This window comes from Buchnera aphidicola (Meitanaphis flavogallis), from assembly GCA_039830035.1.
GTDB classification, from domain to species: Bacteria; Pseudomonadota; Gammaproteobacteria; order Enterobacterales; family Enterobacteriaceae; genus Buchnera_B; species Buchnera_B aphidicola_AZ.
On sequence record CP140038.1, the window covers coordinates 206,626 to 222,179 of the forward strand.

Consider the following 15,554-nt stretch of genomic DNA (forward strand, 5'->3'; position numbering starts at 1 on the left):
GTTTTATAACAATATTCGTAGTATGTCGGAAAACACTCCAGCAGCAGTAACGTTGTTTCCTGCTCCGTATCCTCTTAATACTAATGGAATTGGTTGATAGTATTTACTATAAAAAGCCAATGCATTTTCTCCATTTTTAATTTCATATAATGGATCTTTTTTATCAACTTCATCTAATTTTACTTGACAATATCCTTCTTTTTCAATAATTCCAACAAATCTTAGAGTTTTTCCTGATTTTTTTGTTTTTTCCATTTTTTTGAAAAACATTTGATCTAATTTTTTTAGTTGTATCATAAAATCATTAGTATTAGAAATGGAGTTAAATTCTTTAGGCAATATAGAATCAATTTTAATATCACTTAATTCTAATTTTAGTCCAGTTTCTCGAGCTAATATAAGTAATTTTCGTGCTACGTCTATTCCAGAAAGATCATCTTTTGGATTGGGTTCAGTAAATCCAAGTTTTTGTGCTTGTTTTGTTGCTTCAGAAAGTGATATGTTATCTTCTAATTTTCCAAAAATAAAAGATAATGATCCTGATAAAATCCCTCTAAAATGTATTAATTTGTCTCCAGAATGTAATAAATTTTTTAAATTTTCTATTATAGGTAAACCAGCTCCGACATTAGTTTCATATAAAAATTTTTTATTAGCGCATAATGCTGCTAGTCTGACTTCTTGATAATATTTTAAACTAGATGTATTAGCTTTCTTGTTAGATGTTACTATATTAAATTTATTATTAAGTAATATAGGATATTGATGGGCTATTTTTTGGTCAGAAGTACAATCTACTAAAATTGGATTAATCAAAGTACTATTTTTAGATATCTGTATTAAATCATTTATTTCAAATGATTGAGTTGACATAGAAAGAGATTGATTCCAACTATTTAAATCAATTCCGTTCATATTTACTAGGAATTTTTTTGAATTCGCGATTCCATATACTCTTAAATCAATATTTTTCGATTTTAGTGAACATTGTTGCTTATTCAATTGTTGTAATAAAGTAGCTCCTACGCCTCCGACACCAATTAAAAATAATTCAATGATACGATTTTTTTTGAATAACATGTGATGGATTATCTTAATTCCAGATATAGAAAAAGTGTTTTCTATTACTATTGAAATAGAATGTTTGGATGGTTCTTTTACGATAGCAAATATTTTTGCATTAGTTTTAGATAATGCTGAAAACGTTTTATATAAGATATTTTTTTGTGTTTCTATTCCTGATCCTACAATTGATAGAATAGCTAATTTTTCTATTATTTGTATTGGCATCAATAGTTTATTGTTTAATTCTAACTGAAATTCATTTTCTAATATATTTCGTGTTTTGTTTGCATGATGTTGAGATATACAAAAGCTAACGTTCACTTCTGAGAAGGATTGCATGATAAGTATTATTTCAATTTTACTTAAAGACATAGCAGAGAATATTCGAGATATTATGGGTGTCATGTTGTGTATTCCAGATCCCGATATATTGAACATAGCAATATCATTTAAATGTGCGATTCCTTTGATAGGCATTTTGATATCGTCTGGGTGTTTGCATATTATTGTCCCGATAGAATTTGGATTTTCGGTATTTTTAATTAAACATGGAATTTGAAATTTTGAAATAGGAGCAATAGTTCTAGGATGTAATACTTTTGCTCCGAAATAAGATAATTCCATAGCTTCTTGATATGAAAGGGATTTTAATAATTTAGCGTTTTTTATTATTTTAGGATCGCATGTGTATATTCCATCTACGTCTGTCCATATTTCGCATACATTCCCTTTTAAGCATACAGACAGAATAGCTGCAGAATAATCAGAACCATTTCGTCCTAAAACAACTAATTGGTTACTTTTATTTCCAGCAATAAAACCAGCCATCAATATAATATGGTTTTTAGGGATGTTGATTGCATTAATTCTTTGCGTAGAAGTGTTAATGTCGATAGTAGAATTTAGATATTCACCTATTGCTAAAAGACTTTTTACTGGATCAATAATAGTAATTTTGTAAAGCTCAGATTTTAAGATACCATCCATGATGACTATAGATAGTAATTCTCCAAAGCAAATTATTTTAGCCCGAATATTATCAGGACATTGATTTAATAAACTTATTCCGTGAAAAATATGTTTGAGTTTTAAAAATTTGTGTTCAATAATATCTGTAATTTTTTTATATGGAAAATTACTATTTGTTATATATATATCAGTAGTTATCTTAGAAAAAATGTTTTTTATTATATATATATCTGATTGTGTATTTTGTTTGTTAATAGCTTTTTCTATTGCATTAATTAAAAGATTAGTAATTTTCTCAGGTGCAGAGAGTACAATAGCTACTTGTTCTTTTTCAAAACTTGCTTTAATAATTTTCGATACAGATAAAAATTTTTTTGCATTGGCTAGTGAAGTTCCACCAAATTTAAGTATTTTCATATTTACAATATTCCTGAAGAAAATATATAAGAAAAGCCCACACTTTGCAAAAGAGTAAGCTCTTTTTATGTATATAGCTTAGTTTGAACTAATTTTAAATGCATTTTTTGGAATTAATATATGTATATTTTTGAATAAAAATTGTACATTTTTATTCTTAGGTATATCAATTGTATTTAATGATAATTTTTTAATTTAAAATGTATTGAACTATTGTGATAGTGCATGACGAATTTATTATTTAATATATTATCATATCTATAATAAAAATATTTTTTATTTCATGAAATATACAAGACATTTAATTAAATGTTTTTCATATGATAAAAATTTTACTTTTAAAAATATTTTATATTATATGTCTTCAAAATAAAGTTTAAATTTTAATTATTACTAGCGATGTTTCATTGTTGATATTATTGTTATAATAAAAAGTAATACAAAAAATAATAGTATGTTTTAGTTTTTTTAATTTTTGTGAATAATTTATAATGAGTTATTAATGTTTAATATAAAATTTGTTTTTTTTAATGATCTTTTTTAGTTTTAGAAACGATTTTATTTTGAATAAACAACAAAAATTTTGTAAAATTTAGAAAAAATATTTATTTCAAGAATATTATAATGATGAGGATATTATTAATTTGGAATTTAATGTGAATAAAATATTAAAATTATATACGCTAAAATTTGCGTCATCTTATATTATGAAACAAGTATGAATATTAAAGAGCTAAAATTTGTGTAGATTTTTTTATTAGTTTTTTATTTAAAATAATTTTATAATAAATTATACAATCAATTATATTAAATTATATTATTTTTTATATTATAAGTATAATAAAATTAAAATAATTTGGACTTATATAATATGATTTGGGATTTTCTATAAGGATAGAGTATGACTTTCGTGCAATGTTAACATAGTATTAGAGTGAAACGGGTTATGTCCCGTTCACTATAATATTTTATATGAATTTTATCCCAATATTTGTTTTTTTCTAATTTCTGCTAATGTTTTGCAGTCTATACATAAATTAGCAGTAGGTCTTGCTTCTAATCTACGTATTCCAATTTCTACTCCGCATGATTCGCAATATCCAAAATCATTTTCTTCTACTTTTTTTAAAGTTTTTTCTATTTTTTCTATTAATTTTCTTTCTCTATCTCGATGGCGCAATTCAAAGCTAAATTCTTCTTCTTGTACAGCACGATCAATGGGATCTGGAAAATTCGTAGTTTTTTCTTGTATATACAATTTTTTTTTAGGTATATCGTTCTTTAATTGAGTAACCCAAGCAAGAAGAATTTTTTTAAAGTGATTGATTTGTTTGGTGTTCATATATTTTTCGTTTTTTTTATTTTCATAAGGTTGTACTCCCGCCATAAATAGTATACTCAAGGAAGATACTTTTTTATCTTTTTCTTTTTGCATGATATATTTCCTATGGATTAATTATATTTAAAACAAAATTATAACTGTATAATTTAAAATAAATATTGTGGATTAAATATATAGATTGAATTTTTTTTATTTTCTGATGTTATATAGTTATTACATTTTATACAGTATAATATTGATCTCTTTTTTAACAGTGTTTGTTTTACAGTACGTCGATAATATCAAAATATAAATTTATTGTAAATTTTATACTTTTTAAAAAAATAAGTTTATTTCGTGTTTAAAGTAGTTATTTTTTAAATTAAAATAATTATAGAAATTAATGAAATGTTAATTTCAAATAAAAGTAGTGTTATGTATCTTTTATTTTAATTTAGGTGATTACTTAATGAAAAAAATAAATAATCGTACAAAAATCGCATTAGGTATTGAATATCAAGGAAGTAATTATCACGGATGGCAATATCAACAATCGGTATCAAATATTCAAGAAAAATTGGAAATTGCATTATCAATCGTAGCTAATCATGCAGTAGATATTTATTGCGCAGGACGAACTGATTCTGGTGTGCATAGTACTGAACAAGTAGTTCATTTTTATACTTCTTCTATTAGAAAGCGTAATTCCTGGATAATCGGAGTAAATCGATATTTACCTAAAGATATTTCTGTATTATGGAAAAAAAAAGTTCCGGAATTTTTTCATGCACGTCATAGTGCTTTATCTCGTAGATATCGTTATATCATTTATAATTATCAGTGTCGTTCGTCTATCTTTTCAAAAGGATTATATAGTTTTTATAAAAAATTAAATGTACTAAAAATGAATCGTGCTGCTAAGTTTTTAATTGGTGAACATGATTTTACTTCGTTTAGAGCAGTAAATTGTCAGTCATGCACACCTATTCGTAGAATTATTTCCTTAAAAGTATTTAGCATAAATCGATTAGTGGTTATTGACATTACAGCAAATTCGTTTTTATATCATATGGTTCGCAATATCGTAGGATGTTTAATTGATATTGGTGTATCTAAGTATAGTGAATATTGGATGAAAGAATTACTATTATCTAGAAACAGAAAATTAGCATCTCCCACAGCTAAACCGGAAGGTTTATATTTAGTTAAAGTTCGGTATCCTAGTATTTTTAATTTGCCGAATACTTCCATCGGTCCTTTTTTTATATGCAAATCAATGTCATATTAATGTTGCAAAGGATTTTTTTATCAACTTATGTAAAATAATATAAAACTTATGTGTTATTTTGTATGAATTTATGATATTAACTTTTTATGTTTATATGAATGATATATTATTTTTGGTTTTTATGATAATTTTAATCTGGCATATGATAGTTCTTTTTTAGTGTTAATTTATGTTCTGAAATCAGCATTATTTTGACAATATGTTGAAAGTTTTATATGTGGTGTAAAGGCTATTGGTAATGTATAAAATTAATATAAGATTAAATGCGATTTTTTTAATAAAGATGTTTTTATTATTATTTTTTTCAATAATACTATATGGCTTTTTTTTATATATTAAAATAAGTTTTTTTATTAATGAAAAAATATGGAAGTTACCTGTATTAATATACAGTAGAGTTATTACTTTAGAACCTGGAAACCACTATACTAAACAAGAGATGATATCTATATTAAAAGGAATTCGATATAACTATGTATCTGTTTTAAAAACATCTGGAGAGTTTATTGCAAATAAAAATAGTATAACGTTGATTAGGCGACCTTTTTGCTTTCCTGATGGAAGAGAAGATAAAGTTTATGCTAAATTGTATTTTTCGCGTAATATGTTAATAAGAATTAAAAATTTGTCTAATAATCATGATTTTGGCATATTGCGTTTAGATCCTCAGTTAATTACTATGTTAAATTCTCCAAATGGGGAACAACGATTATTTTTATCTAGGCAACATTATCCTAAGATGTTAATTGATGCATTGCTGACTGTAGAGGACCGATATTTTTATAATCATGATGGGATCAATATTTATTCTATTATCCGTGCTTTTTTAGCTAATATTCATGCTGGTTGCACTATTCAAGGTGGAAGCACTTTAACGCAACAATTGGTAAAAAATTTATTTTTAACTAATACTCGATCATTCTGGAGGAAAATTAATGAAGTATATATGGCATTACTTATGGATTGGAAATATAGTAAAGATCAAATTTTAGAGTTGTATTTGAATGAAGTTTATTTAGGACAAGATGGTAAAAATGCAATTAGAGGATTTCCGTTAGCAAGTTTATATTATTTTGGTCGTCCTATAAATGAACTAAGTTTGGATCAGTATGCATTATTAGTTGGTATGATGAAAGGAGCTTCTTTGTATAATCCTTGGAGCAATCCTATTTTATCATTAAATCGACGTAATGTAGTTTTACATATGTTATTTAAACAAAACATTATTAACAAAAATTTATATAGTGTTCTTGTAAAAAAATCTTTAAATGTTGAACCTCGAGGTAGTATTTTTTCACCTAAATCTGCGTTTATACAAATCATTCAAAAAGAATTTAAAGAAAAGTTAGGTAAGGATATTAACAATTTATCAGGAATAAAAATTTTTACTACATTAGATCTCATATCTCAAATTTCTGCAGAATATGCTGTAAGAAATATTATACCTATATTAAAGAAAAAAAAACATCTTAAAGATTTAGAAACAGCAATAATTATTATTGATAGAGTTAATGGAGAAATTCAAGGTGTGTTGGGTAGTTCTAATCCGGATGTATTAGGATATAATCGAGCAATTCAAGCACGACGTTCAATTGGATCATTATCTAAACCTATAACATATTTAACTGCTTTAGCTCAGCCAGAGCATTTTAATTTAGGTACTTGGATTGCAGATATACCTATTTCTATAAAATTAAATAATGGAACAATATGGAAACCTCAAAATAGTAATTTTAAATTTATGAATAAAGTCATGTTAATTGATGCCTTAAGTTATTCAATTAATGTTCCTACAGTTAATCTTAGCATGAAATTAGGATTAAAAACATTAGTTAAAACTTGGATAGAATTAGGTTTACATAATAATCAATTATTTGTTAGTCCTTCTATATCTTTGGGATCAATTAATTTAACTCCTATGGAAGTAGCTAAAATTTTTCAAGTTATAGCTAGCGGTGGAAATAAATCGAATTTGTTTTCTATTCAGTCAGTAATGTCTGAAGATAATATTACATTGTACAGTAGTTTACCTCAATCTGAAAGAATAATTTCTAAACAAGCTTCATATTTGACACTATATGCTATGCAATCAGTAGTTAAATACGGTACTGCAAGACAATTGGGAATGTTATTTAAAGATACTTTTTTAGCGGGTAAAACAGGAACAACAAACAATTTAGTCGATAGTTGGTTCGTTGGTATTGATGGGAAACAAGTAGTAATAATTTGGATTGGAAGGGATAATAATGAATCTTCTAAATTTTATGGATCTTCTGGTGCAATGCAAATTTATCGTCATTATTTGCAACTTCATCAACCTCAACCTCTTATTTTAATACCTCCTACAGATGTAAATTTATTAAGTATCAATTTTGAAGGTAATATAGTATGTAATATTCAATCTAACGATGTTTATCGTTATTTACCGATATGGAATAAAAATGGAATAGTGTTATGTAATTAGATTTTGTTAAAATTATTTAAAGTAATAGTAGATGTTTAATTACAAAATATTAAATAAAATATTTGATTGTAAAATAATAATAATCTATTTATTTTTTTATTTGATATGACTTAGTATATTGAAATAATTTTATAATTCGATAACAAATAAAATAGTTTGACTTCATTTTATACAATATTTTATGTGGCATTAATAAATTTCATATAAAATATAATGTTTTAATATTCTATTCAAACGTGAGTATAAATTAATATGATAATTAAATTCTTTAGTAAATTATTTAGTAATCGTAATGATCGGATATTAGAACAAATTCAAAAGACAATAGAACGTATTAACAGTTTAGAAAGTAAATTTTCTAAATTATCAGATACAGAATTACGTAATAAAACTGATTTTTTTCGATACTGTTTGAAAAATGGTTATACATTAAATAGTTTATTATCTGAATCGTTTTCTGTAGTTAGAGAAGCTAGTAAGCGAGTATTTGGAATGCGTCATTTTGATGTACAATTATTGGGTGGAATTGTATTACACCATAGATGTATTGCAGAAATGAGGACAGGAGAAGGGAAGACTTTAACAGCTACGTTGCCAGCATATTTGAATGCTTTAGAAGGAAGAGGTGTTCATATTGTTACTATGAATGATTATCTTGCCAAGAGAGACGCTGATAACAATAAGATTTTGTTTAATTTTCTTGGTTTGACAGTTGGTCTCAATATTTCAGGTATGTCTCCTGAATTAAAACGAATAGCTTATTCTTCTGATATAACATATGGTACTAATAATGAATATAGTTTTGATTATTTAAGAGATAATATGGTGTTCGATAAAAAAGATAGAGTACAAAGAAGTTTAAATTTTGCATTGATAGATGAAGTTGACTCTATATTAATAGATGAAGCACGTACACCGCTAATAATTTCTAAAGATTTGAAAGATAGCTCAGAGCTCTATTTTAAAATTAATAAAATTGTGCCTAAATTAAGATCTCAAAAACAAGAAGATTCAGATATATCTTTTGGAATAGGGCATTTTTTTATTGATGAAAAACAACGTCAAGTTAGTTTGACTGAAAAAGGTTTAATAGAAATTGAACAGTGGTTATTAAAAGAAAACTTGATAAAAAGTGCAGAGTCATTATATTCTTCTAAAAATATTATTTTAATGCATCATGTTATAGCAGCTTTACGCGCTCACAACTTGTTTTTTAAAAATGTAGACTATATTGTTAAAAATAAAAATGTAGTTATTGTAGACGAACATACTGGTCGGACTATGGAAGGAAAAAGATGGTCAGATGGTTTGCATCAAGCAATAGAAGCAAAAGAAAAAGTAAAGATAAAAAGTGAAAGTGAAACATTAGCATCAATTACTTTTCAAAATTATTTTCGATTATATAACAAGTTATCGGGGATGACTGGTACTGCTATTACAGAAGCATATGAGTTACGTTCTATTTATAATTTAGATACGGTTGTTATACCAACGAATCGTCCTATGATACGTAATGATATGCCTGATTTAGTTTATATGACTGAATTAGAAAAAATAGATGCAATTATAAAAGATATTCAGACATGTATTAAGCGGAATCAACCTGTGTTAGTAGGAACGGTATCTATTAAAAAATCTGAGTTAATTTCTAAACGCTTAGTACAATTAGGTATTAAACATAATGTTTTAAATGCAAATTTTCATTCTCAGGAAGCAGATATTATTGCTCAAGCAGGAAAATTAAAAGCAGTTACTATTGCTACTAATATGGCAGGACGAGGTACTGATATAGTATTAGGTGGTAGTTTAGTATTGGACTTCATTAAGAAAAAGATGTTTAATGAGAAAAGAATACGAGATATTCAAGATGAATGGAAAAAAGAACATGATCTCGTTTTAAAATCTGGTGGATTGCATATAATAGGAACAGAAAGACATGAGTCTAGAAGAATTGATAATCAATTAAGAGGTCGATCTGGTCGTCAAGGTGATGTTGGTTCTTCTCGATTTTACTTGTCTATGGAAGATTCTTTAATGCGAATTTTTTCTTCAGACCGCATTATTAGTATCATGAAAGCATTAGGGATAAAACATGGAGAAGCTATTACTCATTCTTTTATTACAAAAGCAATTTCTAATGCTCAAAAAAAAGTTGAAAATCAAAATTTTGATATTCGTAAACAACTACTAGAATATGATGATATTGCAAATGAACAACGTCGTATTATTTATTATCAAAGAAATTGTATAATTGATTCTGAAGACATTAGCGATGTTATTAAAAGAATTTCCTATGATATATTTATTGATGTTATCAACAAATATATAAAAAAAGGTTCTTTGAAAGAAACATGGAAAACATCTAAATTAGAATTATGTTTGTATAATAATTTTAATTTAGTTTGTCCAATTGTACAATGGTTACACGATGATAATACGCTGTATGAAGAAGAATTAACTAAAAGAATTTTAAAATTTGCTAATATGAGTTATAGAAGAAAACGGGATTTAGTTGGAACGAAAAATATGAACCAACTTGAAAAATCAATAATGATTGAAACGTTAGATATATTTTGGAAAGAGCATTTATCAGCTATGGAATGTTTACGTCAGGGTATTCATTTACGAAGTTACGCACAAAAAGACCCTAAACAAGAATATAAAAGAGAGTCATTTGTAATGTTTTCTTCTATGTTAAAATTATTGAAACAAGAAGTAGTGTCTATTTTATTTAAAATTAATTTTGTTAATAAAAATCATCATACATAATAGAATTAATCAATATGAATTATATATTTTTCGAATCCAAGATTTATTATAATCAAATGTTAAATTTTAAAGTGATGTGATTTAAAATTTTTAATTGTTGTTTTCTGTTATTTTTTTTATGTTTTTGAGTTGTTTTTTTATAAAAGTAAATATATACGTATATATTTATAACAAAAATTAGTTTAAAACAATAACTCGTTTTTATTATTGTGGTAGTAAAATTAGCATTGTATTTGTAGTGTAAGAATTAGATACATTTTAAAGCACTTTTTTATTACTATCAACAATAGCATTTAGCATTTTATATGAAAAAAAGTTATTTTTTATAAAAATGCTTTTATTTAATAATATTTTTTCTTTAAATTATTATGAGAGTACATCGCGATTACATAAAATATTTAATTTAGAAAATTATATTATTAGCTAGTTTAAAATAATATTTGTTTAATTGTTTAACATATATTTTTAAAGATTGTATTGTATTAATGTTATATATAATGTCGTCTGCAATTAATAAACGTTCTTGACGAGTAGATTGAGAAGAGATAATAAGTTTCGCTTGAACTTTATTAATTTTGTCTCGTTTTATAGTTCTCTTTAGTTGTTGTCGTATAGGTACGTCAACTAATAATATTCGATTAGTATATTTGTATAGTTTCATCTCTATTAACAAAGGTACTACCCATAGACACCATGGAGATGTAACTTTTTTTATCTCTTTTTTCATAGTATTAATAATTATTGGATGTAATAATTTTTCTAACCATATTTTTTTTGTTTTACAAGAAAATATATAATTTCTTAAAAGTTTTCGGTTTATTGATCCATCTGTTTTTAAAAATTGAACTCCACAATTTTTTATAATTGTATTTATTACAATTTTGTTATTTTCCAAGATATTTCTTGTAATTATGTCAGCATCGATAATTTTTATACCAATATTCTTGAACAAATTTGATATGGTAGTTTTTCCGCTACCAATCCCTCCGATAAGAGCTACAATATAAGTCATAAAATTTAATTTTAAAATTTTTTATTTTAAAATTTTTATAAATGAATTTTGTTATGCGATAATGACATTAATTGTAAACTAGTTTTCTTGTTAAGAATAGAGAAAGCATTGTTTTGTGTAAAATTAGAGATTATTAATTTATGCGTATTGAAGAAGATATTAAGTTAGGATTTAAAGACGTTCTTATTCGCCCAAAACGTTCTATATTACAAAGTCGATCACAAGTGGATCTTACTCGTAGCTTTATTTTTAGAAATTCTAGAAAATTATGGACTGGTATTCCTTTAATTGCTGCTAATATGGATACTATAGGTACTTTTAGTATGGTACGAGTATTGTCATTATTTCATATATTAACTGCAGTGCACAAATATTATTCATATGCACATTGGAAGCGTTTTGTGCGTAGTATTTCTGATTCAGTATTAAATTACGTGATTGTATCTACTGGAACATCAAAAAAAGATTTTATAAAATTGCAGCAAATTTTTTCTTTGTCTCCTAAATTACAGTATATTTGTATAGATGCTGCTAATGGTTATACTGAACATTTTGTTGATTTTTTAAAAAAAGTACGAGATTGTTTTTCAGAAAAAATTATTTGCGCAGGAAATGTAGTTACTGGAGAAATGGTAGAGGAATTAATTTTATCTGGTGCTGATATAGTAAAAGTAGGTATAGGTCCTGGATCTGTTTGTACTACACGGATTAAAACAGCTATAGGATATCCGCAATTATCTGCTGTTATTGAATGTTCAGACGCTGCTCATGGCTTGGGTGGACAAATCATAAGTGATGGTGGTTGTACTGTATCAGGGGATATAGCAAAAGCTTTTGGAGGTGGAGCAGATTTTGTTATGTTAGGTGGAATGTTAGCAGGACATAATGAATGCGAAGGATCTGTTTTTGAAGAAAATAAAAAAAAATATATGATTTTTTATGGCATGAGCTCTAAATCAGCAATGGATCGTTATATAGGAGGCGTAGCCGGATATAAAGCTGTAGAAGGAAAGACAGTAAAATTATTGTTTCGTGGTTCAGTAGATAAAACTATACGCGATGTTTTGGGAGGTTTGCGTTCTACATGTACTTATGTAGGAGCTGCGAGTTTAAAAGAATTAACAAAACGTACTACGTTTATAAAAGTTTCTGAGCAAGAAAATAAAATATTTAATAATCAAGAAATATGAAATTATTTTTTTAGATAGACTATTGATATGTTTACTAAATTAGTATGCATATAAACAGTTATTTAAGAATTTTTATTATTTTAAATATTTTGTTTACAGTTTTTATTATCGTAATGTAAACGTTAAATTAGTAATACATCATTTCAGTAGAGTAGCGTATGTACATTTAATTGTAAGAATATATTTTTTGATTTTTTAATATGTACTGATTGAACGAGTTAAATGATTTTTAATAAATTTTTTTATTAATAAAATCATTAATTTTTAGATTTTATTTTTTAAATATTTAATTAGATATATTAATATGTTTTTTTGACAATTACAAAAAAAGAGTAAATTAATTAATTAATAGTTTATATATATAATTAACGAAGGTGAGGAATATGACAGAATTGTTGTTCAACGATATCGATCCTATTGAAACAAATGATTGGGTTCAAGGAATTGAATCAGTCATTCGGGAAGAAGGGATTGAACGGGCAAATTTTATTGTTCAATCTGTTATCGAAAGGTTAGAACGAGAGAATGTAAAAGTTATGCAATATCACAAGATAATTAGTGATTATATTAATACTATACCTGTTTCGGAAGAGCCTATATATCCAGGAGACTTGTTTATAGAACATAAAATATGTTCTGTAATAAGATGGAATGCAATTATGATTGTACTTCGTGCGTCAAAAAAAAATTTAGATTTAGGTGGTCATTTGTCTTCTTTTCAATCAGCGGCAATGATTTATGAAGTATGTTTCAATCATGTTTTCCGTGCTTATAATCAAAAAGATAGTGGAGATTTAGTTTATTTTCAAGGACATATTTCTCCAGGAATTTATTCGCGTGCGTTTGTTGAAGGAAGATTAAATCAAAAGCAATTAGATAATTTTAGACAAGAAGTAAATGGAAATGGCCTTCCTTCTTATCCACATCCTAAATGTATGCCTAATTTTTGGCAATTTCCTACAGTATCTATGGGATTAAGTCCATTATGTGCTATTTATCAAGCAAAATTTTTAAAATATTTGCAAAATAGAAATTTAAAAAATACATCTAATCAAAAAGTATATGCTTTTTTAGGGGATGGAGAAATGGACGAACCAGAATCTAAAGGAGCTATTTCCATTGCTTTTCGTGAAAAATTAGATAATTTAGTTTTTATTGTGAATTGCAATTTGCAGAGATTAGATGGTCCAGTAATGGGAAATGGAAAGATTATTAATGAATTAGAAAGTATTTTTAGAGGAGCAGGTTGGGTAGTTATTAAAGTAATTTGGGGTAGTGCATGGGATAAATTGCTGAAAAAAGATACAACTGGAACATTAATAAAATTAATGAATGAGACTTTAGATGGTGATTATCAAACATTTAAGTCTAAGAATGGAGCTTATGTAAGAAAACATTTTTTTGGAAAATATAAAGAAACAATGCACTTAGTAAAGAATATGACTGATGAACAAATTTGGGATTTGAATAGAGGAGGACATGATTTCAAAAAAATTTATGCGGCTTTTAGAAAAGCTAATAATATCGTTGATAGACCGGTGATAATATTGATACATACTATCAAAGGTTATGGATTAGGAGATATTGCAGAAGGTAAAAATATTGCTCATCAGTTGAAACAAATTGATGAACAAGTTATACGGAATATTCGTGATAAATTTTGTATTCCGATAGAAGATAAAGATCTTAGTTCTTTTCCTTATGTTTCTTTTAAGATGGATAGTAAAGAATACAAATATCTTCACGCAAGAAGAAAAAAGTTAGGAGGATATCTTCCTTTTCGCATTTCTCGCTTTACTGAAAAACTCGAGCTACCAAAATTAAGTGATTTCAATATGCTTTTGATTGAACAAAAAAAAGAGATCTCTACTACAATAGCTTTTGTACGTATGTTAAATATTATTTTAAGAATTATTCCTATAAAAAAAAGAATAGTTCCTATTATTGCTGATGAAGCTCGTACGTTTGGCATGGAGGGATTATTTCGTCAAATAGGAATTTATAATATAAATGGTCAGAAATATATTCCTCAGGATAAAGAACAACTCGCCTATTATAAGGAAGATAGACAAGGTCAAATTTTGCAAGAAGGAATTAGCGAACTAGGTGCTTTCGCTTCGTGGCTAGCAGCAGCTACTTCTTATAGTACTAACAATTTTCCTATGATTCCTTTTTATATTTATTATTCTATATTTGGATTTCAAAGAATAGGTGATATATGTTGGGCGGCAGGAGATCAACAAGCTAGAGGTTTTTTAATAGGTGGAACTTCAGGTAGAACAACGTTAAATGGAGAAGGTTTACAGCATGGAGATGGTCATAGTCATATTCAGTCATTAACTATACCAAATTGTATATCTTATAATCCTGCTTATTCGTATGAACTTGCAGTAATTATTCATGATGGATTAAACAGGATGTATGGTGATAAACAAGAAAATATTTATTATTATATTACTACACTTAATGAAAACTATATGATGCCTGCTATGCCTATAGGTTCCGAAGAAGGAATTCGTAAAGGAATTTATAAGTTAAAAAGTATAGGACAAACTAAGCTAAAAGTCCAATTATTAGGATCAGGATCTATTTTACCATGTGTTTGTAAAGCTGCTTTAATATTATTACAAAAATATAATGTAAGTTCAGATATTTATAGTGTTACATCTTTTACTGAATTAGCTAGAAATGGACAAGATTGCGAACGGTGGAATTTGTTACATCCAGACGATAAAGATAAAAAAGTTCCTTATATTACTAAAATAATGAACAGTTCACCAGCTATTGCTGTTACTGACTATATGAAACTCTTTGCTGAACAAGTAAGAGCTTATGTACCTGGGATAAGTTTTCGTGTGTTAGGAACGGATGGATTTGGACGTTCTGATAGTAGAACAAATTTGCGGAATTATTTTGAAATCAATGAATTTTATATAGTTATTGCTGCTTTAGTAGAATTATCTAAATGTAATACCTTTGATAAATCAGTGATTACTAATGCTATCGATCAGTTTAAAATTAATGTAAGCAAAGTAAATCCAAGGTTAGCATAGGAGGCA

At 26.4% G+C, this 15,554-nt stretch carries 8 protein-coding genes; 5 read left to right on the forward strand and 3 right to left on the reverse strand.

Annotation, left to right across the window (positions count from 1 at the left end):
* Positions 1 to 3: 3 nt before the first annotated feature.
* Positions 4 to 2,451 (reverse strand): bifunctional aspartate kinase/homoserine dehydrogenase I, encoded by a 2,448-nt coding sequence (gene thrA / locus U0T59_00900; protein XBC43484.1) that lies wholly within the window; start codon positions 2,449 to 2,451, stop codon positions 4 to 6.
* A 979-nt stretch (positions 2,452 to 3,430) separates the two neighbouring features.
* The gene (dksA, locus tag U0T59_00905; GenBank protein ID XBC43485.1) at positions 3,431 to 3,886 is read right to left on the reverse strand and encodes an RNA polymerase-binding protein DksA; all 456 of its coding nucleotides are present in this window, start codon (positions 3,884 to 3,886) and stop codon (positions 3,431 to 3,433) included.
* A gap of 355 nt (positions 3,887 to 4,241) precedes the next feature.
* On the opposite strand from dksA, the gene truA reads away from it, so the two are divergent.
* The 3 genes from truA to secA all read left to right on the forward strand — a co-directional run bounded on the left by truA (position 4,242) and on the right by secA (position 10,293).
* Positions 4,242 to 5,060 carry a tRNA pseudouridine(38-40) synthase TruA gene (gene truA / locus U0T59_00910; protein XBC43486.1) on the forward strand — a complete coding sequence of 273 codons (819 nt, stop codon included), beginning with the start codon at positions 4,242 to 4,244 and terminating at the stop codon, positions 5,058 to 5,060.
* 238 nt (positions 5,061 to 5,298) lie between these two features.
* Positions 5,299 to 7,524, forward strand: a complete 2,226-nt coding sequence (gene mrcB / locus U0T59_00915; protein XBC43487.1) for a penicillin-binding protein 1B — start codon at positions 5,299 to 5,301, stop codon at positions 7,522 to 7,524.
* A 252-nt stretch (positions 7,525 to 7,776) separates the two neighbouring features.
* Positions 7,777 to 10,293 (forward strand): preprotein translocase subunit SecA, encoded by a 2,517-nt coding sequence (gene secA / locus U0T59_00920; GenBank protein ID XBC43488.1) that lies wholly within the window; start codon positions 7,777 to 7,779, stop codon positions 10,291 to 10,293.
* A 403-nt stretch (positions 10,294 to 10,696) separates the two neighbouring features.
* On the opposite strand, the gene coaE is transcribed toward secA, so the two are convergent.
* The gene (gene coaE / locus U0T59_00925; protein XBC43489.1) at positions 10,697 to 11,305 is read right to left on the reverse strand and encodes a dephospho-CoA kinase; all 609 of its coding nucleotides are present in this window, start codon (positions 11,303 to 11,305) and stop codon (positions 10,697 to 10,699) included.
* Positions 11,306 to 11,445: 140 nt separating this feature from the next.
* Between coaE and U0T59_00930 the strand changes: the two genes are divergently transcribed.
* Together U0T59_00930 and aceE are read left to right on the forward strand one after the other, a co-directional pair.
* Entirely contained in the window at positions 11,446 to 12,495 is a 1,050-nt protein-coding gene (locus U0T59_00930; GenBank protein XBC43490.1) for a GMP reductase, read from the forward strand.
* A 383-nt stretch (positions 12,496 to 12,878) separates the two neighbouring features.
* Complete coding sequence (gene aceE, locus U0T59_00935; protein ID XBC43491.1) at positions 12,879 to 15,548, forward strand: pyruvate dehydrogenase (acetyl-transferring), homodimeric type; 2,670 nt, start codon at positions 12,879 to 12,881, stop codon at positions 15,546 to 15,548.
* The last annotated feature ends 6 nt before the right edge of the window (positions 15,549 to 15,554 follow it).

Bases quoted from the DNA above. Each gene is read 5' to 3' on its own strand.
- thrA (XBC43484.1), bottom strand. From the start codon at position 2,451: ATGAAAATACTTAAATTTGGTGGAACTTCACTAGCCAATGCAAAAAAA.
- dksA (XBC43485.1), bottom strand. From the start codon at position 3,886: ATGCAAAAAGAAAAAGATAAAAAAGTATCTTCCTTGAGTATACTATTT.
- coaE (XBC43489.1), bottom strand. From the start codon at position 11,305: ATGACTTATATTGTAGCTCTTATCGGAGGGATTGGTAGCGGAAAAACT.
- mrcB (XBC43487.1), top strand. From the start codon at position 5,299: ATGTATAAAATTAATATAAGATTAAATGCGATTTTTTTAATAAAGATG.
- truA (XBC43486.1), top strand. From the start codon at position 4,242: ATGAAAAAAATAAATAATCGTACAAAAATCGCATTAGGTATTGAATAT.
- U0T59_00930 (XBC43490.1), top strand. From the start codon at position 11,446: ATGCGTATTGAAGAAGATATTAAGTTAGGATTTAAAGACGTTCTTATT.
- aceE (XBC43491.1), top strand. From the start codon at position 12,879: ATGACAGAATTGTTGTTCAACGATATCGATCCTATTGAAACAAATGAT.
- secA (XBC43488.1), top strand. From the start codon at position 7,777: ATGATAATTAAATTCTTTAGTAAATTATTTAGTAATCGTAATGATCGG.